This is a genomic window from Amphritea atlantica, from assembly GCF_900111095.1.
In the GTDB taxonomy this organism is placed as follows: domain Bacteria; phylum Pseudomonadota; class Gammaproteobacteria; order Pseudomonadales; family Balneatricaceae; genus Amphritea; species Amphritea atlantica.
The window spans coordinates 82,415-103,924 of sequence record NZ_FOGB01000016.1 but is presented as its reverse complement, the minus strand read 5'-3'; the positions used below and the strand labels follow the sequence as shown (position 1 = coordinate 103,924).

The window sequence follows — 21,510 nt, the reverse complement described above, 5'->3', positions numbered from 1 at the left end:
CTATCAGAGCTCTGGAGAGTGCTTCGGGGCACTGTTCTGCTACGCTTAGCACAGTTCATCCAGGCTGCGGTTATCCTTGATGGTACGAAACTCCTTCAGGGTTTCGAGAAACGCCTTTAGCAACGGTGACTCATCATCGTTTCTGTAGATGCAGCTCAGATCGACCTCTGCTTCATCCGGTGTATCAGACAGCGGCTTATAGACTACGCCGGGAATGCTTAGCACGGTGGCTGATTCGGGCACCAAACAGGCGCCAAAGCCACTGGCAACCAGGGCGACTCCGGTAACCGCATCACCGACCTCCTGGGATATATCGGGGGTGAATCCGGCCAGTTGGCAGAGCCTGATAGTCTTGTCGATAAAGTTAGGGCGCCCCGCTGTTGGGTACATCACCAGAGGAAACTCTCTGATTTTTTCAAAGGGTATATGTTCCAGTGACGCCATCGGGTGTTTGGTGCTGATCGCCAGTCTGAGCTTTTCCATTGATACCAGCTCTGAGCTGATATCCGCCAGGGGGGCCAGTAAGCGGTTAAAACCTACGCTGATACGCTTCTGTCTCAGTGCCTTAATTTGCTCACCCTTACCCATGGTATGAAGGACGATATTGACTTCCGGGTAACGCTCTTTGAAGAACAGCAGCATCTTGGGGATATCCCCCATGATACCGGAACCAAATATAGCGATATCCATACGGCCAAGGCGTCCCTGTCCCGCTTTCTGGGTGCGCTCAGTCGCCTGCTCTATGAGGCTGAAAATATTTCTCACCTCCTCCCTCAGTAGTGCCCCTGCATCGGTCAGCTCCATCCCTTTAGGGTTGCGACTGAAAAGAGTGACGCCTAATTCTTCCTCGAGTTGCTGAATCTGTCGGGTCAGCGGCGGCTGTGAAATATGCAGTACTTTGGCCGCTCTGCCGATATGTTTCTCATCCGCCACCACCTTGAAATATCTGAGTTTACGCAGATCCATTATTCGTTCACCTGTTTCGGTTTGAATTCATTGATACCTTAAAAGTATTAAGATGGAATATCAATAGTATTGGATGGTAATGAGTTGCCTGCGTTATTTTGTCTGTCAGGAGTGAGAATTCTCCCAACATTAGTAAACAGTGCAGGCGTAAGTCATGTTTATAAAAATAACAAATAACAGGCAGCTCAGATCAACGTTAGTTTTTGCTCTGACAACTTTTCTCGCAGGATGCGAGGCTCCCCTGAATCTTGAGGGGGTTGAAACAGAGATGAGTAAAGCGGTGCATCGCACCGATCAGTTGCTGGGTGTGGCAGTCAGCCAGAATCAGGTGGTTGTTGTCGGTTCCGATGGCGTGGTGCTGACCAGTCCTGCTAGCGAGCTTAACTGGCAGCGGCAGCAATTGAGTAACAATCCCAACTTTGTCGATATAAAACTCTGTCCCGATCAGTCACTTATCGCCCTGAGTATGGAGCATCAGCTGTGGATCAGTGAAGACCAGGGACAGCATTGGCACAGCAGTGACATCCCCACTCAGGAAAGCCTGACCTCAGTGGCCTGTGGGCCTGATAACAGTTACTGGGCTGCCGGTAGTTTCAGCACCCTGGTCAGTAGTCATGATAAAGGTGCCAGCTGGACTGAACAGAGCCTCAACGAAGATGCCGCCATCTCTACGGTGCAGTTTTTTGATAGTCAGAATCTGATTGCCACCGGGGAGTTTGGACTGCTGGCCCGCTCTGAGGATGGTGGTGAAAACTGGACGATGCTCGATCCGATCCCCAACGAGTTTTTCCCCATGACCAGCTATTTCAGTGATCCCTCAACCGGCTGGGTCGCAGGGCTGGGAGGCACCATTCTATACACCGATGATGCTGGCCAGAGCTGGCAGACTGAGGATACCCCGACTGATTCACCGATCTATAACTTTTACGCCCGGGATGGCCGGTTGTTCGCCTTTGGAGACCACGGCACGGTATTGGAACGGCAGGACGACCGCTGGCGCAAACTGGATAGCCCCAATATTCCGGTCTACCTGCGGGACGGCAAGTTACTGGATGACAAACGCCTGCTGGTATCCGGCGGCTGGGGAGCCCTCTTTACGGTCGATATCTGAGCCTTTCTGCAGGCGGATTTAAATAATAATAATTTCTGGAACTACGGATATGTCTGATAAAGCATCTGCACAATCCCATAAGATTACTCATCTGCTACACAATCTGGATGAGCGGATTTTCAATAGCCCTAAAATTGTGCTGGGGCTGATTCTGGTAGTTACTCTGTTCTTTGCCAGCCAGATTCCCGGCGTAAAAATGTATTCTGATTTTGCCGATCTGTTGCCTCAGGAACACCCCTATATCGTGTTGCATAACGAGATTAAGGAGTCCTTTGGCGGTGCCAATGTGGTGATCGTCGGGGTTGAGGTTGAAAACGGCGATATCTTCAGTAATGAAGCGCTGGCGCGGATTCACCGTATCACTCAGGCGGTGGATAACCTGCCGGGGGTTAACCACAACCTGGTGGCCAGTATCACCCATCGCAACTCCCGCAAAGTATGGATGACGCCTGAGGGCAACGTGAATTCTGAATCCTATTATGATCCGCAGGGTGGCGAATTGAGTGCGGCTGAGCTGGAAACGTTGCGTCAGGACATTGTCGCCAACCCCCGTGTCTATGGCCCTCTGGTCAGTCCGGATATGAAGATGGCGCTGGTGAAAGCGCAGCTTAACGAGGGTCAGCTGGATTACGTTAAAACCTTTGATGCGATTCAGCAGATGCGTGCCGATGAGGGCGCAGAGGGTTTCAGCATTCATGTGACCGGGCAGCCAATGCTGGTGGGCTGGGCCTATCAGTATCTGGGACAGATTATCCAGATCTTTATGTTTACCGCGCTGATTATGATTGCGCTGCTGGTGTTCTATTTCCGTAAAGCCTATGGCGTGTTGATCCCGCTGGCCGCAGTGGTGGTATCAACTATCTGGGGGCTGGGGATTATCTCCCTGTTTGGCTACAACCTCGATCCATTGGGGCTGGTGATCCCTTTCCTTATTTCTGCCCGGGCGATGTCTCACGGTATCCAGATTGTTGAACGTTACTATCTGGAACTGAATGACCATGCGGACCATCACAAAGCCGCTAAGCAGACCTTCGAAAGTCTGTTCCGTCCTGGCAGTCTTGGGGTGGTGTCTGATGCGATCGGTTTGTTGTTGATCGCCATCGGTTCCATCCCGCTGAACACAAAGCTGGCGCATTATGCCTCGCTGTGGGCTCTGTCGATCATCATTACCGTATTGCTGGCGGTGCCGATGTTGCTGTCGGTGTTGCCGAAACCAAAAAACTATGCCGTAAAACACAATGTATTTCGTAATGTGGGTTATGTCTGCGCGGACCTGATCAGTACCCGTAAGGCGGCTAAGAATGCATTGCTGATCGGTGCGCTGCTATTGGTGGGAGGCTGGTATGCCTCATCGAAAGTGGTGATTGGTGAATCGGAGCCAGGCTCACCGATTCTCTATCAGGATCACGACTATAACGTCTCTTCCGGTGCTATTAATGACAGTTTCCCAGGCTCGGAAGAGCTCTATATCGTCGCTGAAACCAGTGAGAAAGGCGGCATCAAACGGCCGGAAGTATTGAAAGCGCTGGCAGACCTTGAACGTCATATGCTGATGGACCCCGGCGTCGGTGGTGCCAAAGGGATTCCCGATCTTGTTAAACAGGTGAATCGTCTACTGCACAACGATGATCCGCGCTGGATGCAGATCCCCGATGATGCTCAGTATGTGGGGGGGCTGATGTTTACCTACATGATGTCCAGCCCGATCCCCGGGGCACTGAATGAGTTTGTCGATACCGATGAGCGGGTCGCCAATCTGGTGTTCTATTACAAAGACCATCAGGGCGAGACTATTCGCCGGGCAATCTACACCGCCAAGCAGTGGATCGATGCCAATGAAGGCAAGGTCGAGGGACTGAAGATCCGTCTGGCGGGGGGCACTATTGGGGTCACTGCGGCGATGAATGAAGCCGCCTATGAGACCAATCTCTGGGTGCTGCCGCTGGTGTTCCTGCTGATCTTCGCCATGGTGATGTTTTTCTACACCTCGCTGCAGGCTGGCATGATGATGTTCATGGCGATGATGTTCGCCACCACGCTGACCTACGCCTATATGGGCATCACCGGGATGGGGATCAATATCAACACCGTGCCGATCATCGCGGTCGGCGTCGGGGTTGGGATTGACTATTCCATCTACATGATGGACCGCATCCGCTCTGAGATGGTGTTGCAGCATAACCTGAGTGCTGCGGTACGTACCGCGATCCGGACTACGGGCCTGGCGGTGAGTTTCACCGCTATCACTCTGATCGCTGGCATTGTCATGTGGGTGGTGCTATCTGATCTGCGCTTCCAGTCCGATGCTGCACTACTGCTGAGCGTGATGGTTATTCTCAACGGTGCTGCGGCAATGTTGCTGGTACCTGCCTGGGTGCTGGTGTTCAAACCTAAATTTATTTGTGCCGCCTATGAAGATGAGGATGGTGTGATCCACGCGGATGCGCTGGGTGATGATCGTTCACCCAAAAGCGCTACGACACCCGTTTGTTAAAAACCAAAAACCTGAAAGGGGTTAAACATGTCGAAAACAATAATAATGACGATGAATAAGGTGGCTGCCGGTGTGGCTATGGGAGTCACTGCCATGTCACTGGGACTAAGCACCGCTGCGGTTGCGGCCGATACTGAGTGGGCAGGTTTCGTCGAAAATGCCACCTACGTGCGTGATGGTGTTGGTTTATCTAAGTTCCGTAATACAGCCCAGGCAGAGTTTTCCAAACAGCTGGAAACCGATGGTTGGGATAACGTCTCAATTAACGGTACGTTGCGGGCCACCTATGATGGTGTTTACGATCTTAACAGTGACGAGTACGGCAAAGATGCACAGGCAAACTATCTGGGTGAAAACTGGCATGGTCAGGACATCTCGACAGCGATTCTGGCACCCGGAACACCACTGCCATGTGAGAATGATCCTCAGCTGTGTAACAACCTTGATGGTTATATGGATCAGTCTGAAAATGATGTCCGTTATCCCGATTTTAATGATCAGCTGGACTTTATCCGCGAACTCTATATCAGCGCCGATAAACAGCTGGACAGCGGTACTGTTCTGAATCTCAGTTTTGGTAAGCAACAGGTCGTCTGGGGTAAAACCGACCTGTTCCGCGTGCTGGATGTGATCAACCCGGTGGATTACTCCCGGCATAATATCTACGACGAGCTGGAAGATATTCGTATACCTCAGTGGATGCTCACCGCAGAGTGGCGCATGGGTCCAAATAAGGTATTTGATGATTCCAACTTCTCCCTGGTGTGGAATATTGATAAGTTCCGTCCCAGTAATCTGGGTACCTGTGGTCAGCCCTATGCAATTCTTGATGGCGGCTGTTTCTTTGCGTCACGCATTAACGGTGGTGGCCCCTACGTCATTAATGATGTGGTTGATTATGAGTGGTCACTGAGAAATACCCAGTTTGGTGCCAAGTGGGAAGGCGTTTATGGTGATACCACCTTCTCACTGAATGCACTGCACTATCGTCAACAGCTGCCTTCTATCCATGCGTTGGGCGGACCGGGTAGTAATTTCGGGTTGTTCGATATCCATTTCCCAGAGGTCAATCTTCTGGGCGGCTCAATCGATTACTACTCGATGGATCAGGATGCTGTCTGGCGTCTGGAGACGGCCTATACCGAGGGTGAAGAGTTAGCCCGTGATACCGATGGTTATAAGAAGACCGATATGCTTCGTTATGTAATCGGCTTTGACAAAAACATCATTATTCCTGAGCTTGGCACCAATAGTGCCTTCCTGTTATCCACTCAGCTGTTTGGTGAACATATTCTTGATCACGAAAGAGATATGCCCAACAAGAAGGATAACTGGATCGCAACACTGTTATTCAAAGGCTTTTATATGAATAACCGTCTCAGCCCGCAAATTATTATTGCCCATGATTTTGCAGCAGAAGCCACCGCAGTCGCTCCCAGCATTGACTATCTGATCAATGACCACTGGAAGGTTAATGCGGCTTTCAATATTAAAGAGGGCGGCAAGAAAACCTTCCCATGGTCTGTGGCCGGCGGTGCACCTGCAGGCGGTCAGACCGAGCCTTTGGCGCGATTCCTGAACGGCCCGATCGGTGTAGCCAATCAGGAAGACGAATTCCAGCTGTCCGTGCGTTACAGCTTCTAAATAAATATAACGATAAGAAGGTAAACCATTATGTTTAAGAAAACCTTTATCTCTCTGGCGTTGACGACGATTGTATCTGCGTCAGCAATGGCTGCCACTGAGCAGGATGTACAGAATGCATTTTATCCGTATAAAAATGGTGTCCCAACCTATCAGGGCTTAAGTGCCGGGATGACCATCAACCAGGCAAATGTTGATCAGTTTAAAGAGATTATCGATCCGGCGATGTATGATTTTATTAAAGCCGGTGATACCGAGATAAAAGTGGGTGAAACCACCTCTTTCGATCTCAATAAGAGCTATGTTGACGCGACCCGTAAGTATATGAACGATGTCAAACTGGGCGATAAGGTCGGTGAGATCAGCGGCTCGGTAGCGGGCCGTCCCTTCCCTCAGGAACCCTCCATGGATGATCCGCGTGCGGGTGAAAAGCTGGCGTGGAACTTCAAATATGGTTACAACTGGGGTGATTCTGCTGCGATCTGGCCGTTTTACTGGACCTTCAAAGATATGAACAGCGGCAAGGCTGAGCGAACACTGAAGTTCAATTTTAACTTTCTGAACTTTACTCATCGTACTCAGCAGGCCCCGGTTCCGGCCATTACGCCAAACCCTTCAAATCTGTTCCGCGCCACCTATCTGGAGGTACTGGAACCCTTTGATGTGAAGAACACTCAGTTGCTGATTCAGCGGTTTGAGGATGATCTTAAGCGGGACAACGCCTATCTGTATCTGGGTTTCCAGCGTCGCGTACGTCGTTTGTCTTCTGGTCAGGTTACCGATGCATTTCTGGGCTCGGATATTATGATCGAAGACTTTGAAGGGTATAACGGACGTATTTCCGATATGAAATGGACCTACAAAGGCACCCGCAACATGTTGCTGCCGATGTATAACCACAATGATATGCCATTGGATACCGAGATTCCTAAGGATGAAGACGGTTATCAGATGATCTCATACGGTGGCAAGGGTAACTGTTTCCCGAACGTTACCTATCAGCTGCGTAAGGTGTATCAACTTGAAGGTGAGCCGCTTGATCCAAACCATCCGATCAGTAAACGTCAGCATTTCATTGATGCACAGACATTCACTATTCCCCGTACAGTAACGTACGACAGAAATGGTGCAATCTGGAAGAGCTTCAGTATTGGTCAGGCGCATCCTGATCATCACCTGCCGCAGAACAAGGGCAGTGGTGTTTCAATTGATGACTCCTTTACCATGATCGACATGCAGGCGCAGCACTGTACTACGGGTCAGTTCAAAGGAATTATCGATCCTGAACTGACACCGGAGAGTAAGATGACGGTACAAAATCTGCGGGCCTCCGGTAGGTAATCGTCACGACAACGTCGTGTCGCATCAGCGGGGTATCGGAGATATCCCGCCTATCATCAGCATGACCCCTCCATGCTGTTGTGGTTTAGCACTCTTTTGGCCAGGGATGGTCTTTTTCTAACCGGGTCTGCCGATTCTTCTTCAGTGCATCTGCCAATAGCGGCTACGCCACTCTTTCGTCTGTAGCGGATATGTCTGCAATATCTATAGTGGTAGAATGATTCTACTTATTAAGATGTTAAAGGGTTTAGAGATGCTGCTTCATAATCGCAATATTATTCGTGTGGTGAAGGATGGTCAGGTGGCCAACTGTATTATTCTGAAAATGTGTTATGACTACGCCCTGGTTAAATATGAGGAGAAGGAGTACCGCATCCCCTATGCAGTCATCGATGAAGTAGTAGGGCATGAGTTACTGATGAGTAATGAGTAGCAACGGCTCATCGTTTGCGATGGCGGCATGTGGTTATCAACGTCAGCCGGTTATTATTCAGTTTAGCGTATCGACCTTCAGGTCCCCTGTTCGGGGGATTCTCTCAACTCACTCCCACTTTATACTCTGCTGTCTATCAGCGGGGCATTTTTTTTAAGATCCTCCTGCCTTATTTAAAAGCTCAATAAGAGCTTAATCTAAGGTGCTATAGGCCGTTTTTCATTCCTTGGTTACAATTGGATATTAAATCAAAGGCGGGCTAACAACCCCTGTTCTTGAATGCTCGATGCTGTATTCAACGTGGTAATTTGAATGAGAGCGATCTATCTGTGTCAAAAAAGAAGCTAGATGGAATCGGTATTGGAAATCTGCTGGATAACATTCCGATTCCTGCCTTCATTATCAATACTCAACATGTGATTACCCACTGGAATGTCTCACTGGAAATTGCTTCAGGACTGAGTAGTCGTGATGTGGTTGGTACTCAGGATCAGTGGCGACCCTTTTACAAGAATAAAAGGCCGACCATGGCAGACCTGATTGTCGCCGGGGTGAATATACCCGAGCTGGATCAGTTCTATGCAGCTAAGTATCATCCATCAGACGTTCTTCCGGGCGCCTTTATGGCAGAGGATTTTTTTCCTGATATCGGTATAGGAGGGGAGTGGTTATCCTTTACAGCCTCGCCTATCAAAGATGAAAACAGTGAGATTATAGGCGCTATCGAAACACTGGTGGTTATCTCTGATCGTAAGAAAGCTGAGTTTGAGTTAACCGAACGCGAGCAACGCTATCGAGAACTGAGCCAGGTTGATGACTTAACTCAGCTGTACAACGCCAGACATTTCTATAACGAGCTGGAACATGAGCTTGAAAGATCTCGCCGCTATAAGCAACCCCTGACGCTGTGCATGCTTGATCTGGATTTTTTTAAGGATGTTAATGATCGCTTTGGGCACCCGTTTGGCGATCAGGTACTGCGAAAATTAGGTTTTTTAATAAAGTCACATCTGCGTTGTGTCGATAGCGCTTATCGCTATGGTGGTGAGGAGTTCGTTATCATCATGCCGCAAGTGGAGATCAATGATGCATTCACCGCGGTGGAACGGCTTCGATTAGAACTATCAGAAGTGGATTTCAGAACCGGCTCAGGGCAGGTTATTAATGTCAGCCTGAGCGCCGGGCTGGTACAGGCGCAAGCGAGTGATAACAAAGAGTCTCTGGTTGCCAGAGCGGATAAGGCACTCTATCGGGCCAAAGGCGGTGGCCGTAATCGGACCTGTTATTAGCAGGAAGTACTCTTTCTGGGATCGTTTTATTAGTTGATAGCTGAAACGACAGAATCAGGAATGGCCTCCCCGAAGGGACTCGAACCCCTATCTAAGCCTTAGGAGGGCCCTATTCTATCCGGTTGAACTACGGGGAGGCAGTGGCAGGGATTCTACTTGTTCTGGCGCCTGAGGTCACGGGTAAATCGAAAAAAATCAGGCTTTTCCCAGGCTGTTCTGGGCAGCGTAGTTACCTTTTCCGCCGCTTTGATTGTAAAGGGTATTTTTCTGGTTCTGGCCTCTGATGATGCTCATCAGTTGTTCCAGGTTGCGGCTGTTGCGGCTGATGATAATCTCATTGCGCTTATTCTTATCATTGACCTGATGCAGTGCCTGCTCCAGTTCTATCCAGCATGAGCGGAATGACGTTGATTCAGTATTGTTTAGCTGTACCTGATAGCTTTGCAGACCCTCTTTGTCGGGGGTTATACCGGCAGCGATAAAGAGTTGATTGCGGGTCTGGTTGTTTTCTTCCAGTTGTTGAAGAATATCGGTTTTCTTTTCTACCAGTTCCTGTAGATGCTCGATGTTGCGCTGCTGAAGCGCCTGGTACTCTGCATCAAGCAATTCACTCAGTGCTGTAAGAAAAGTAATGCCCTGAGTGGTCAGGGCATTAATTTGATCGAGTGGTGGCTGTGCGCTCAACGGTATCAATCCAGCATGCTTTCGATCTGGAACAGACCGCGAGCGGTACTTTCATAGTTGATCTGATAACTGCCGTCATCTATTGCAGCTTTCAGCTCGGCAACTTTCTGCTCATTGACAGAGATGCCCTCTTCAACGACCTGTCCGACACTTTTCTGTACTGCCTGTGCAGCATCGCTCAGGCTGACTCCCGCTGAGACGGGTGTCTCTGGCGCAGTAGTCTGCTGAGATTTACTCCCGGCTGCAGGCTGATCATTTACCTTGGCACGAGAGTTAGCCGCCTGTGAAGAAGACGTTAAACCCGTGATATCAATAACCATTTTCTGGTCCTCATGCTGTTCTGAATACAGCTATCGGCGCGCTGGTGGAAAACTTTAATGCTATTTGTAAATTAATGAGCCCAGTATAGCAGCTCAAATATCGGCCTGCGAGGGCTGCTATTGACCATTGACTGAAACCACCCCCTGGCTCTTTACATATCCGTGAACCTGTTTGCCTGAACGGCTGTTGATTACACTGATCTGCTCTCCCAGAGAACCGTCCTGTTCGGCGGTACCGGTCATGCGGACGGTCATAGTCCCTTTTCTGGCTTCGATATAGACAAGGTCTCCTTTTCGGATCAGTAATCTTTTTTCAACCAGCGTCGGAGAGATGATCTGGTTAGAGGCAAGCGACCGCTTGACCTCTCTGCCGATCAGCTCTCCGGGGTTGGTAAAGTAGGCTGAAGACAGACTTTTGGTGTCATACTCTTTCAGATAGATATCAGAATCACCCAAAATGGTGCCTTTACTCAGTGCCCGGCTGGAGACCACAACAGGTTGCCACTGCTCAATGGTAGCAGTGATAAAAATAGTCCATACAGGTTGATTACAGATCGCTTTGGCCGTTATTCGGGTTGCCCTGCCGGGTGCATGAATAAAGGATATCGGGCCATTGCAGCGGCGTTTATCCAGGGTGGGTGCCAGGGGGGATACTCTGACGACAGTGCGCGCCATGGGGGCTGTTTTCTGGTACTGTTGCTCCAGGAATCGCTGTGCTTTTTGGCTAATCGAGTCTGTTTCAGCGGCCAGAGTGCTCTTTACTGGCACGACTAACATAGCTATAAGTGTGATTATTGTGGAGAATATGTTTTTTTTCACGCTTGATCCGGAAGTTCGCATTGCTACTCATCAATAATGTTGGCAATGTTCAGGTAACGCATAGTACAGAGAGCATCATGTCAGGTATAAACAGTACTGTAAACCAACGTACCAATATGGCGGGACAGAACCGCCTGGAACTGCTTTTGTTTGGGCTTAATGATGACCAGGAATATGGTATCAATGTCTTCAAAGTCCGGGAAGTTCTGACCTGTCCTGAATTGACAGGTATTCCAAAGCAGACCACTGCTCTTAAAGGCCTGGCCCATATCCGTGGGGAAACGATTCCGGTGATTGATCTTTCTCAGGCAATTGGCGCAGAGCCCATCCCCGCAGAGGATCGGTTGAACTGTTTTCTGATCGTATCAGAGTATAACCGCCGGGTTCTGGCGTTTTTGGTGCGCAATGTTGATCGTATTCTGCCTGCCAAATGGGATCAGGTCAGTCCTCCACCTATTGAAACCAATGAGAAGAACTATCTGACCGCCGTTGTTCAGCATGAAGGAGGCCTGATTGAGATTCTTGATGTTGAGCAGGTGCTGGCTGATCTTATTCCTGTGAGTACTGATGTAAAGACAACCAAAGTTACTGAGAGCTTCAAGAAGAATGCTGCGCAATACCATATTCTGGTTGTCGATGATTCCAGTGTGGCCCGGACACAGGTAAAGAAAGCACTGGAAAACCTGAATATAAAGGTGACCACGGCGAACGATGGTAAGGCGGCCCTTGATATGCTGACAGAGATGGCTGACAAAGATCAGCGGATGACCGATACGTTTCTGATGGTGATTTCCGATATCGAAATGCCGCAGATGGATGGCTATACTCTGGTGAAGAAGATTCGTGAGGATATTCGTCTCAAGCCTTTATACGTGATGTTACACAGTTCACTGAGTGGTCGCTTCAATCTGGCGATGGTGAAGCGTGTTGGTGCTGATGCCTTTATTGGCAAGTTTAATCCGGACGAGTTGGCTGAAGCGGTGATTCAGCGAATAGAGTCAGTAGAGGGGTGATTAATACAATACGCAAGAGGATGGTGTTCTGAACGGCCAGAAAATAAGGATTACTCAACAGGAGTTTGATCAGTTTTGCCAGTTTCTTGAACAGGCATGCGGCATACTACTGGCAAAACACAAGCAATACCTGGTGGAGAGTCGCTTAAGTAAAATTCTTATTGATGGGCAGTTTGATTCATTGGGTCAGCTTGTGGTAACTCTGGAACGTCCAGGCAACAGTCTTCTGAAAGAGGAGGTCATCAATGCGATGACGACCAATGAGACTCTCTGGTTTCGCGATATACATCCCTATGAAATATTAAAAGATAAGCTGCTACCTGAGCTGGCCGAAAAGCAGGCGGGCACTCAGCGGCTTAAGGTCTGGTCAGCCGCCTGTTCTACCGGACAGGAACCCTACTCTATCAGTATGATTATTGATGAGTTTAAGGAGCAGAACCCTGCAGCGTTCAGACTGGGTGAGGAGATTATTGCTACTGATATCAGCACCCGGGTATTGGAGCAGGCACGCCTGGCTGAGTATGAGATGCTGGCGCTGGGGAGAGGGCTGTCGCAGGATCGACTGAAGAAGTTCTTCGTACCGGGGAAACATGATGGCTGGTCCCTGTTGCCGAAGATTAAAAAACGGGTGACCTTCAGAGAGATGAACTTGCTTGGCGCCTATACAGGTATTGGTCCCTGCGATATTGTTTTTTGCCGTAATGTACTGATCTATTTTTCGTCTGAGCGTAAGCGTGAAATTCTGACGAAAATCCATAAAACACTCAAACCAGGTGGTTATCTGCTTCTTGGTGCATCCGAGTCTATTGGTGAGCTGAATAATCTGTTTGAAATGGTTCATTGCCGCCCGGGCATCATCTATAAAGCTAAATAACGCGCCCTGAGTGCGTTTTTTAGTTATGTGGCTCTCGTCGTTAGAACGTCACAAAGCGTGTGCCTTACTCATCGCTCGCAAAAACCTTCTTTGCAACTGTTCGATAGATCATTAAAACAGACAGCACTTTGTAAGCACGCTGTCATATCTGTGTCTATCAGGCCTGGACGGAAAATTTCATTTTTGGCCTCGCCCCCTCTATTGCCGCTCTCCGTTTTGCATTGCCGCTTTGCCGCTATCTCCCGGATAAGTGTTGCCGCATCGCCATAGGAAAAATATTAAGCCTTTGTTTTAAAAGTAATTATTTGTATTGGTATCGCTCTTGCATTGTTGGAGTAAGAAGATCTGAAACCGGACACTTTGAGGCAAATCGATGGCAATCAGCTTTGACAAAGCACTGGGAATTCATGAACAGGCGGTGGGCCTGCGAATTCAGCGTGCTGAAATTCTGGCAAATAATATCGCTAACGCTGATACGCCAAATTACAAAGCCCGGGATATCGATTTTAAAAGTATTCTGCAGGGTGTTCAGGAGGGGCAACAGCCATTGCAAATGGCCCGCACCCATGCCGGACACAACCAGGGATTAATCGACTCTGACTTTGCTGCGGAGTTGATGTACCGGATTCCCAGTCAGCCGAGTATCGATGGTAATACGGTGGATGTTCAGGAAGAGATGGCTCGTTATAGCAAAAATGCTGTTGATTATCAGGCTTCATTTCAGTTTCTGAATAAAAAGTTCAAAGGTCTTAGTAATGCGATTAGGGGTGAATAACCATGTCTCTGGGTAATGTTTTTGATATTGCAGGCTCAGCGATGAGTGCACAGACGGTGCGGCTCAATACCACTGCCAGTAATATGGCCAATGCTGAGAGTGTCAGCAGCAGTGCCGGTGAAACCTATCGCGCCCGTAAGCCAGTGTTTGAGCTGAAACAAACCGATAATCTGCAGCCTGGCGGAATACCCATGGGGACGCAGGCGGGTCAGGGGGTTTCAATCTCAGGGATCGTTGAAAGTGATGCCCCGCTGCGTCAGGAGTATAACCCGGATCACCCGATGGCGGATGAGAATGGTTATGTCTACTACCCGAATGTGAATGTTGTAGAAGAGATGGCGGATATGATCTCGGCGTCACGCTCTTTTCAGATAAATGCTGAGATCATGAATACGGCAAAACAGATGATGCAGAAGGCTCTGACGCTGGGCCAGTAAGCCTTAGTGATGCGATGAAAGCCTGATGTGAGGTATATGTTATGAGTGTTAACGACGTTTCGGGAACGCAATCGATCTACGACAAGATCAATGCGCAGAATCAGAGTAATTCCACATCGACACAGGGCAGTGGCAACGCTGACAGTGAGATGTTTATGAAACTGATGATTGCACAGTTGCAGAATCAGGATCCCACGAGTCCAGCAGAAACCAGCGAGTTTATGCAGCAGATCGCCAGTATGAGTACGGTGGAAAATATCGCCAAACTGAATACGACGATGGAAAACATGTCGGCTTCACTACTGTCCAGTCAGGCTGCGTTGCAGGCGTCGTCCATGATTGGTCAGGATGTTTATGCCAAGACTGATGTGGCTCAGGTAGGTGAATCAGGTGAAATCAGAGGGGTAGTTGAACTGCCTGTGAGCACCGAGAACCTGCGGGTTTCTATCTATGACAGCGCCAACAATCTTATTGATGAGGTTGAGATGGGTAGTCAGAGTAGTGGAGACCACTATTTTGTGTGGAATGCCGGTGATCGTCCTCCAGGGGAGTATCGGGTTGTCGCTGAAGCGCAGGTTGATGGTAATTATAAAACGGCTAGCAGCTTTATTGCTTATAACGTCAATAGCGTCACGCTGGGGCAAAATGGTATCGGTATGAAGGTAAATACCGATGCTGGCTCGGTCGACTTCAGTGATGTCAAACGAATTGGGTAAATCGGAGAAGAATCATGGCGGGTTTTAATACTGCGATAACAGGGCTTAAGGCGGCAACAACTAATCTGGATGTAACCGGTAATAACATCGCGAACTCCAGTACCATTGGTTTTAAGGCCTCGCGTACAGAGTTTGGTGATATTTATGCAACCGCGGTTGTTGGCGCCGGTTCCAGTAATGTCGCCGGTTCCGGTGTGACCGTAACGGATATTGCACAGAATTTTCAGGCGGGTACTACTGAATTTACCAATAATAACCTGGATCTGGCGATTAATGGCTCCGGTTTCTTCCAGCTGGATGATGGGCAGGGCGGAGTGACCTACACCCGTGCTGGCGCATTTGAGCTGAATAAAGATGGTTTTGTGGTCTCTAAGTCGGGTAAATATCTGCAGGGCTACGGTCTGGATTCACAGGGTAACCGTCTGCCTATCGGAAATCTGGCAGTTGACCAGAAGGAAAGTCCTCCCCAGGCAACTAACAATATTGGTTTGTCGTTTAACATCAATGATGCAGCGGACCCAACGCTGTTGAGTACGCCTTATGATAAGGATGTACCTTCTTCGTTCACTTACAGTACGACAGTGCGAACCTTTGACAGCCTGGGTAATGAAAACACGGTTAAATACAATATCGTTGAGCAGCGTCCGGTTCGTGATGTTTATACGGTTTCTGCAGCTGTGCCTACTAACTTAACGATCAGTGGTGTCAACGTTAGTTTTGATGCTGCCGGTACTCCTGATCCGGTTGCTCTGGATACCCTGAAAAGCACTGATAAGCGTATTGATACAACGACCCTTGCTTATAATGCTGCAGAGGGAACTATCAGTTTTGAGACCTATGCTAAATACAGCAGCTATGGTGATATGCTGATCAATGACGCCGGCGGTGCTGATATTACACCTGAGCCGACTGAGCGTGACGCAAACGAGAACTACTCCTATACCTTAGCGGTGCCTGCGGCTGATACAACCCTGACGATTGGCGGTGTTCCGATTGAAATTGCTACCAGTCCGACGGTGCCAACACTAAATGATATAGCTGATCAGATCCGTGCAAGAGAGACCGATATTAAAGACCGAAACCCCAATGTTGAGTCAGTGACGGTTGTGGATGAAGCGGGATCGTTCAGGCTGGATATCCGTTTTAAAGCGGACTACGGCAACATCGGCTCAGAATTCAGTGTCTCAGAGACCGGTGGAACTGTTTTGACAGCGATTCCAGAGCGTACCTATGAAGGCGATAACAGTTATCGTGGGCAGTATCAGATGTTCGCCTACCTTAACGGTACTGAACTGCTGGATATCGGTAAAAGTGTGGATCCGGGTGAGTCAGGTTTTGCAATTAAACCGCAGGATACCCTGAGTGAAGTGGGTTCTGTGATGCTGGGCTTCGATCCCACGACGGGTTTCCTGAACAGTGTCAACGGAACGACCTTTTCCCGCGGCGCCACCGCGCCTCAGTTAACCATTAAGGGTGCTGATCCGGCGAATACGGAGACTCTGATCAATCTGGATCTGTCCAATAGTACACAGTTTGCGTCCGCATCAATTGTTAAAGCGTCTTCTCAGGATGGTTACACCAAGGGGGACCTGATCGGGGTGAGCTTTGCTGAAACGGGTGAGATGGTTGCTGCCTTCTCCAATGGTCAGAAGCAGAACCTCGGTGTAGTAGCGTTCGCAACCTTTGAAAACCAGTCAGGCCTGCAGCCAGCGGGTGATACCGAATGGGGTGCAACACTGACTTCAGGTAATGCGGTGCTTAACCCTCCGGGAACTGGTTTGAACGGTAGCCTGCGTTCTGCCGCGCTGGAACAATCAAACGTTGACCTGTCCACTGAGCTGGTACGACTGATTGAGGCTCAACGTAACTTCCAGGCTAACTCGAAAACACTGGAAACCCTGAATACGGTGACTCAGGCTATTCTGCAGATCTGATTATGGTTTGATGCATTATTTTCAAAAGGCGACTTCGGTCGCCTTTTTTATGTCTTTTATAAAGATTGGCACAGCCGTTGCATTTTACAGGGTAGTGAATTTTTAACCCTAAAGCGGCAATGTCTGACCGGTTTAGGGTGCAAACGGCAAACGGGGAATCCAATGGATAAAGTGTTGTATCTGGCCATGAGTGGGGCGCGGGAGAATATGCGTTCACAGCAGGCCCATGCGAACAACCTTGCGAATGCGACTACAACCGGTTTTAAAGCTGACTTTGCCCAGGCCCGGGCGATGCAGGTTGAGGGGGATGGTTTTGCCTCGCGGGTGTATGCCATGGCCGAACGCCCCGGAACCGATATGTCCAGTGGCACCATGATGCAGACGGGCCGCTCGATGGATGTGGCCATTGATGGTGAAGGCTGGATGGCGGTTATCGATGCCAATGGTAATGAAGCGTATACCCGGCAGGGCGAGCTGCAGGTCAATCAGTTTAATCAACTGGTGACCCGCTCAGGTGACCGGGTAATGGGTAATGGTGGAATTCCCATCACCCTGCCGCCGTTTGAGAAGCTCGATATTGGTGGCGATGGCACCATTACCATAAAGCCCGCTGGAGAAGCGGCGACCGAGTTGGCTATTCTGGATCGTATTAAACTGGTTAAAGCGGAGCCGGGGCAGCTGTTTAAGGGGGTCGATGGCATGATGCACAGCGGCAATAATCAGCCGCTGTTGCCGGCCAATGATGTCAAAGTGCGTGCCGGATTTCTTGAATCGAGTAATGTGAACTCTATCTCTGAGCTGACATCAGTGATCGATCTGGCCCGTCAGTTTGAGATGCATGTCAAAATGATGAAGACCGCAGAAGAGAACTCCTCTGCAGCGGCTCGTATCTTGTCACTGCAATAATAGAATTTTGATAAATAACACAGGTGGAGAATAAGTATGCATGGCGCCCTATTTGTTGCTAAAACGGGTCTGAGTGCGCAGGACACCTCCCTGAAGGTTATTTCCAACAATCTGGCAAACGTCAGTACGGTTGGATTTAAAAAGGATCGGGCTGTTTTTGAAGATCTGATGTATCAGATTCAGCGTCAGCCAGGGGCGCAGACCGCGGAAGCATCGCAACTGCCTTCGGGCTTGCAACTGGGCTCTGGGGTAAGGGTTGCCGGAACGCAGAAACTGTTTCAGGAGGGAGAGCTGCAGACCACTGGCGAGTCGTTTGATATCTCCATAGAGGGACGGGGCTTCTGGCAGGTTACCCTGCCGAATGGTGATACAGGTTATACCCGTCACGGGCAGTTTCAGTTGAATGCTGACAATGAGATTGTCAATTCAGAAGGCTATCTGCTTGATCCGGGTTTAACGCTACCCTCTGGGGTGCAATCGATGACGGTGAGCGTCGATGGCATTGTTAGTGTAGTTGTTCAGGGTAATGTTAACCCACAGCAGATTGGCCAGCTTCAGTTGGCCGATTTTGCTAACCCTCAGGGGCTGCAAGCCTATGGCCAGAACCTTTATCTGGAGACCGCCGCCAGTGGCAACGCAGTGTTGTCTAACCCCGGAGAGGGGGGCACCGGACAGCTGCGACAGGGGATGTTGGAAGGCTCTAATGTTAACGCCGTGGAAGAGCTGGTGAATATGATTACCACTCAGCGTGCTTATGAGATGAATTCGAAAGTGATCTCAACCGCAGACCAGATGTTGTCCTATGTGACACAGAACCTGTAGATCTGAGTTGAGGAGGTAACTAATGAAACAGCTGCTATTGATATGTGCCGCAACTCTGATGTTGGGAGGGTGTGTCAGCGCTCCACCAAAGCCGGACAGTCCGCATTTTGCACCGGTCCGTCCCCCCGCAATGCAGGCCCCGAGAGAGGTGACCGGTTCAATCTTCAATGCAGCAACGAGTAACAGCCTTTATAGCGATGGCCGGGCGCATCGGGTTGGCGATATTATTACCATCGTATTGCAGGAGAGTACCTCTTCGTCGAAAAGCAATAAAACCACGGTGGATAAATCGAATTCACAGACGCTGGGATCTCCGACGGTTTTGGGAATACAACCGACGGTGTTCGGTAAGCCTCTGAGTGTGAGTAGCGGTGATACCACCACAGCGTTCGATGGCGAGGGTAAATCCGATATGAGTAACAGCCTGGACGGCAATATCACGGTGACTGTACATGAAGTGATGCCCAATGGGTTGATGGTGGTTAAAGGTGAGAAGTGGCTGACTCTGAATCAGGGCGACGAGTATATCCGTGTTAGCGGTATGATTCGGCCTCAGGATATCTCTACCAGCAATACGGTTTACTCAACTCAGCTCGCCGATGCCCGGATCACCTACAGTGGTTCTGGTGCCCTGAATGACTCTAACTCTATGGGGTGGTTGTCGAAGTTCTTTATTGGTCCGTTGTGGCCATTCTGAGCAGATGAAGCGGAGAAAAATGATGAAACGTTTCTGGTTACTAGCTTTATCAGCAGTGCTGTTCAGTAACGCAGTGTTTGCCGAAAGGATCAAAGATCTGACCTCGGTTGCCGGGGTGCGTAGCAACCAACTGGTGGGCTATGGTCTGGTGGTGGGCCTGGATGGCACTGGCGATAAAACCTCATTCACCTCTGCGACATTCCGCAATATGCTGAATAACTTTGGTGTGGCGATTCCGCCAAATATCGATCCAAAGTCGAAAAATATTGCTGCGGTGGCAGTACATGCCGATCTGCCGCCCTTTGCCAAACCCGGCCAGACGATTGACGTAACCGTTTCCACGATTGGCGATGCTAAAAGTTTGCGGGGCGGCAGCCTGATTATGGCCCCGCTGAAAGGTGCCGACGGGCAGGTGTATGCCATCGCACAGGGCAACCTGGTGGTTTCCGGTTTTGGTGTGCAAGGATCGGATGGTTCCCGGTTATCGCTGAATGTTCCCAGTGTTGGTCGTATTCCAGGCGGTGCATCAGTGGAGCGTACCGTGCCTAATGCTTTTGCCCAGGGTGATAGCCTGGTGTTGAATCTGAACTATGCGGATTTTACCACCGCCCGGCGGGTCGCCGAACAGATCAATAGTCTGCTGGGGCCGGGTATGGCGAAGGCGATGGATGCAACATCGATTCGGGTATCTGCTCCCCGCGACGCTGATCAGCGAGTGTCCTTCCTCTCTGTGCTGGAAAACCTTGAGGTTCAGCCTGCTCAGGAAGTGGCGAAAGTGATTATCAATTCCCGTACCGGTACTATCATTATTGGTCAGAACGTCAGGGTTTCTCCGGTGGCGATAACCCACGGGGGGATGACCGTGGCGATCACTGAAAATCTGAATGTTGATCAGCCCAATGCACTGGCGGGGGGGGACACCGTTGTGACCCCGCGGACCGGTATCGAAGTGGATGCGGGCAGCGGTCATATGTTTGAGTTCTCCCCCGGTGCCTCGTTGCAGGATATTGTGGAAGCGGTGAACCAGGTGGGGGCTGCGCCGGGTGATCTGATGGCAATTCTGGAAGCCCTGCGACAAGCCGGTGCTCTAAAAGCCGAACTGATCGTGATCTGAGGTGGATGATGATAACTGACCCGACTCAACATGCGCAGCTGTACACCGAACTGGGGGAGATGGATAAGCTTCGTCAGCAAGCTAAAGATAAAGACCCTGCTGCATTAAAAGCCGTTGCCGAACAGTTTGAACAACTGTTTCTGAATATGCTGGTAAAAAGCATGCGTGAAGCAAACGCCAGCTTTTCCGAAGATAGCTATTTCAACAGCTCGCAGGTTGAATTTTATCAGCAGATGGGCGATACCCAGCTGACCAAGGAGATTGCCGAAAACAAAGGTTTTGGTCTGGCTGAGATATTGGTGCGGCAGTTGGGTGGCAATATCGATCCGCGGTTGGGGGAAGATAAAGACAAAGAGGAGAATCGGATAAAACCGCTGTCGGAGTCTGAGCGGATCCTAAACCGGACGGTGGATAGTGCGGCCAGTATGGCTGCATCGGCTATTCTTGGGCAGGCGCAAGCCAGTAGCCGGGTTCTGGAAAAAGCCCGGCAAGAGGCTCAACAGGCTCCTGGGGGCGTGTCTGAAACTGGGGTGGTTGCAGCCTCGGAATCTGCTGTCGAAACCGCCGGACCTGCTGCTGAAAAGACTCAACCGCAACGTTTTGAAACACCGGAACAGTTTGTCGCAACCCTGCTGCCGCTGGCAGAGAGTGTCGCGGCTGAGCTGGGGGTCGACCCTAAAGTGTTGTTGGCTCAGTCCGCTCTGGAGACCGGCTGGGGTCGCTATCTGATTCAGCGCCCGGAGGGGGGCAGTAGTCATAACCTGTTTAATATCAAGGCTGACAGCCGCTGGTCGGGTGAAAAAGCCCTTGTCGGTACGGTTGAGTTTCGTGATGGCGTTGCGCAGAAAGAGCGCTCGGCATTCAGGGTTTACGATTCTTACGAAGAGAGCTTTCGCGATTACGCAACGTTTCTGAAAAACAGTTCCCGTTACCAGCAGGCGCTGGAGCAGGCAGGCGATCCTTATCAGTATCTGAGAGGCTTGCAGCAGGCGGGCTATGCCACCGATCCAGAGTATGCTGAAAAGATCGGCAGAATTTTTGATGGGGATGTTCTGGCCGGACTCAGTTCAGATCTGAGAGACGGTTCAGGCACTAAAGAAAGTTAGTATCTGGCCGCTACA

The 21,510-nt window shown here is 49.9% G+C and carries 21 protein-coding genes and 1 tRNA gene; 17 read left to right on the top strand and 5 right to left on the bottom strand.

Annotated elements, in window-relative coordinates; all coding sequences use genetic code 11:
* Window positions 1–45: 45 nt before the first annotated feature.
* Window positions 46–966: a LysR family transcriptional regulator gene (locus tag BMY09_RS19245; RefSeq protein ID WP_091361495.1), complete on the bottom strand. Its 921-nt coding sequence runs from the start codon at window positions 964–966 to the stop codon at window positions 46–48.
* A 268-nt stretch (window positions 967–1,234) separates the two neighbouring features.
* Between BMY09_RS19245 and BMY09_RS19240 the strand changes: the two genes are divergently transcribed.
* The 6 genes from BMY09_RS19240 (at window position 1,235) to BMY09_RS19215 (ending at window position 9,278) form a co-directional block, all read left to right on the top strand.
* On the top strand, window positions 1,235–2,077 hold the full coding sequence (locus BMY09_RS19240) for a WD40/YVTN/BNR-like repeat-containing protein (protein ID WP_245756631.1): 843 nt from the start codon (window positions 1,235–1,237) through the stop codon (window positions 2,075–2,077).
* A 49-nt stretch (window positions 2,078–2,126) separates the two neighbouring features.
* A complete protein-coding gene (locus BMY09_RS19235; protein ID WP_091361492.1) occupies window positions 2,127–4,571 on the top strand; it encodes an efflux RND transporter permease subunit in 2,445 nt (814 codons plus the stop codon).
* 27 nt (window positions 4,572–4,598) lie between these two features.
* Window positions 4,599–6,215: a DUF1302 family protein gene (locus BMY09_RS19230; protein WP_245756630.1), complete on the top strand. Its 1,617-nt coding sequence runs from the start codon at window positions 4,599–4,601 to the stop codon at window positions 6,213–6,215.
* 30 nt (window positions 6,216–6,245) lie between these two features.
* On the top strand, window positions 6,246–7,556 hold the full coding sequence (locus BMY09_RS19225) for a DUF1329 domain-containing protein (RefSeq protein WP_091361488.1): 1,311 nt from the start codon (window positions 6,246–6,248) through the stop codon (window positions 7,554–7,556).
* Window positions 7,557–7,809: 253 nt separating this feature from the next.
* Entirely contained in the window at window positions 7,810–7,989 is a 180-nt protein-coding gene (locus tag BMY09_RS19220) for a hypothetical protein (RefSeq protein WP_091361487.1), read from the top strand.
* Between the two features lie 329 nt (window positions 7,990–8,318).
* Window positions 8,319–9,278, top strand: a complete 960-nt coding sequence (locus BMY09_RS19215) for a sensor domain-containing diguanylate cyclase (RefSeq protein ID WP_217647477.1) — start codon at window positions 8,319–8,321, stop codon at window positions 9,276–9,278.
* 61 nt (window positions 9,279–9,339) lie between these two features.
* On the opposite strand, the gene BMY09_RS19210 is transcribed toward BMY09_RS19215, so the two are convergent.
* From BMY09_RS19210 to flgA, 4 genes are all read right to left on the bottom strand, one after another.
* A tRNA-Arg gene (locus BMY09_RS19210) sits at window positions 9,340–9,415 on the bottom strand.
* A 58-nt stretch (window positions 9,416–9,473) separates the two neighbouring features.
* Window positions 9,474–9,962: a flagella synthesis protein FlgN gene (locus tag BMY09_RS19205; RefSeq protein WP_175483599.1), complete on the bottom strand. Its 489-nt coding sequence runs from the start codon at window positions 9,960–9,962 to the stop codon at window positions 9,474–9,476.
* A gap of 5 nt (window positions 9,963–9,967) precedes the next feature.
* Entirely contained in the window at window positions 9,968–10,282 is a 315-nt protein-coding gene (flgM, locus tag BMY09_RS19200; protein WP_091361481.1) for a flagellar biosynthesis anti-sigma factor FlgM, read from the bottom strand.
* Between the two features lie 117 nt (window positions 10,283–10,399).
* The gene (gene flgA, locus BMY09_RS19195; RefSeq protein ID WP_261832972.1) at window positions 10,400–10,957 is read right to left on the bottom strand and encodes a flagellar basal body P-ring formation chaperone FlgA; all 558 of its coding nucleotides are present in this window, start codon (window positions 10,955–10,957) and stop codon (window positions 10,400–10,402) included.
* A gap of 221 nt (window positions 10,958–11,178) precedes the next feature.
* Between flgA and BMY09_RS19190 the strand changes: the two genes are divergently transcribed.
* The 11 genes from BMY09_RS19190 to flgJ all read left to right on the top strand — a co-directional run bounded on the left by BMY09_RS19190 (window position 11,179) and on the right by flgJ (window position 21,495).
* Window positions 11,179–12,114, top strand: a complete 936-nt coding sequence (locus BMY09_RS19190; RefSeq protein WP_091361478.1) for a chemotaxis protein CheV — start codon at window positions 11,179–11,181, stop codon at window positions 12,112–12,114.
* Between the two features lie 28 nt (window positions 12,115–12,142).
* Window positions 12,143–12,988 (top strand): CheR family methyltransferase, encoded by an 846-nt coding sequence (locus BMY09_RS19185; RefSeq protein ID WP_342721915.1) that lies wholly within the window; start codon window positions 12,143–12,145, stop codon window positions 12,986–12,988.
* 373 nt (window positions 12,989–13,361) lie between these two features.
* Window positions 13,362–13,763 carry a flagellar basal body rod protein FlgB gene (gene flgB / locus BMY09_RS19180; protein ID WP_091361475.1) on the top strand — a complete coding sequence of 134 codons (402 nt, stop codon included), beginning with the start codon at window positions 13,362–13,364 and terminating at the stop codon, window positions 13,761–13,763.
* A gap of 2 nt (window positions 13,764–13,765) precedes the next feature.
* Entirely contained in the window at window positions 13,766–14,200 is a 435-nt protein-coding gene (gene flgC / locus BMY09_RS19175) for a flagellar basal body rod protein FlgC (protein ID WP_091361473.1), read from the top strand.
* 41 nt (window positions 14,201–14,241) lie between these two features.
* Window positions 14,242–14,916, top strand: coding sequence for a flagellar hook assembly protein FlgD (locus BMY09_RS19170; RefSeq protein ID WP_091361470.1), 675 nt, complete (start codon window positions 14,242–14,244; stop codon window positions 14,914–14,916).
* A gap of 14 nt (window positions 14,917–14,930) precedes the next feature.
* Window positions 14,931–16,850, top strand: a complete 1,920-nt coding sequence (locus tag BMY09_RS19165; RefSeq protein WP_091361469.1) for a flagellar hook protein FlgE — start codon at window positions 14,931–14,933, stop codon at window positions 16,848–16,850.
* 162 nt (window positions 16,851–17,012) lie between these two features.
* On the top strand, window positions 17,013–17,756 hold the full coding sequence (flgF, locus tag BMY09_RS19160) for a flagellar basal-body rod protein FlgF (protein ID WP_091361466.1): 744 nt from the start codon (window positions 17,013–17,015) through the stop codon (window positions 17,754–17,756).
* A 36-nt stretch (window positions 17,757–17,792) separates the two neighbouring features.
* A complete protein-coding gene (gene flgG, locus BMY09_RS19155; RefSeq protein WP_091361464.1) occupies window positions 17,793–18,578 on the top strand; it encodes a flagellar basal-body rod protein FlgG in 786 nt (261 codons plus the stop codon).
* Window positions 18,579–18,600: 22 nt separating this feature from the next.
* On the top strand, window positions 18,601–19,275 hold the full coding sequence (gene flgH / locus BMY09_RS19150) for a flagellar basal body L-ring protein FlgH (protein WP_091361461.1): 675 nt from the start codon (window positions 18,601–18,603) through the stop codon (window positions 19,273–19,275).
* 22 nt (window positions 19,276–19,297) lie between these two features.
* A complete protein-coding gene (locus BMY09_RS19145) occupies window positions 19,298–20,389 on the top strand; it encodes a flagellar basal body P-ring protein FlgI (RefSeq protein WP_091361517.1) in 1,092 nt (363 codons plus the stop codon).
* Window positions 20,390–20,397: 8 nt separating this feature from the next.
* Window positions 20,398–21,495, top strand: a complete 1,098-nt coding sequence (gene flgJ / locus BMY09_RS19140; RefSeq protein ID WP_091361459.1) for a flagellar assembly peptidoglycan hydrolase FlgJ — start codon at window positions 20,398–20,400, stop codon at window positions 21,493–21,495.
* The last annotated feature ends 15 nt before the right edge of the window (window positions 21,496–21,510 follow it).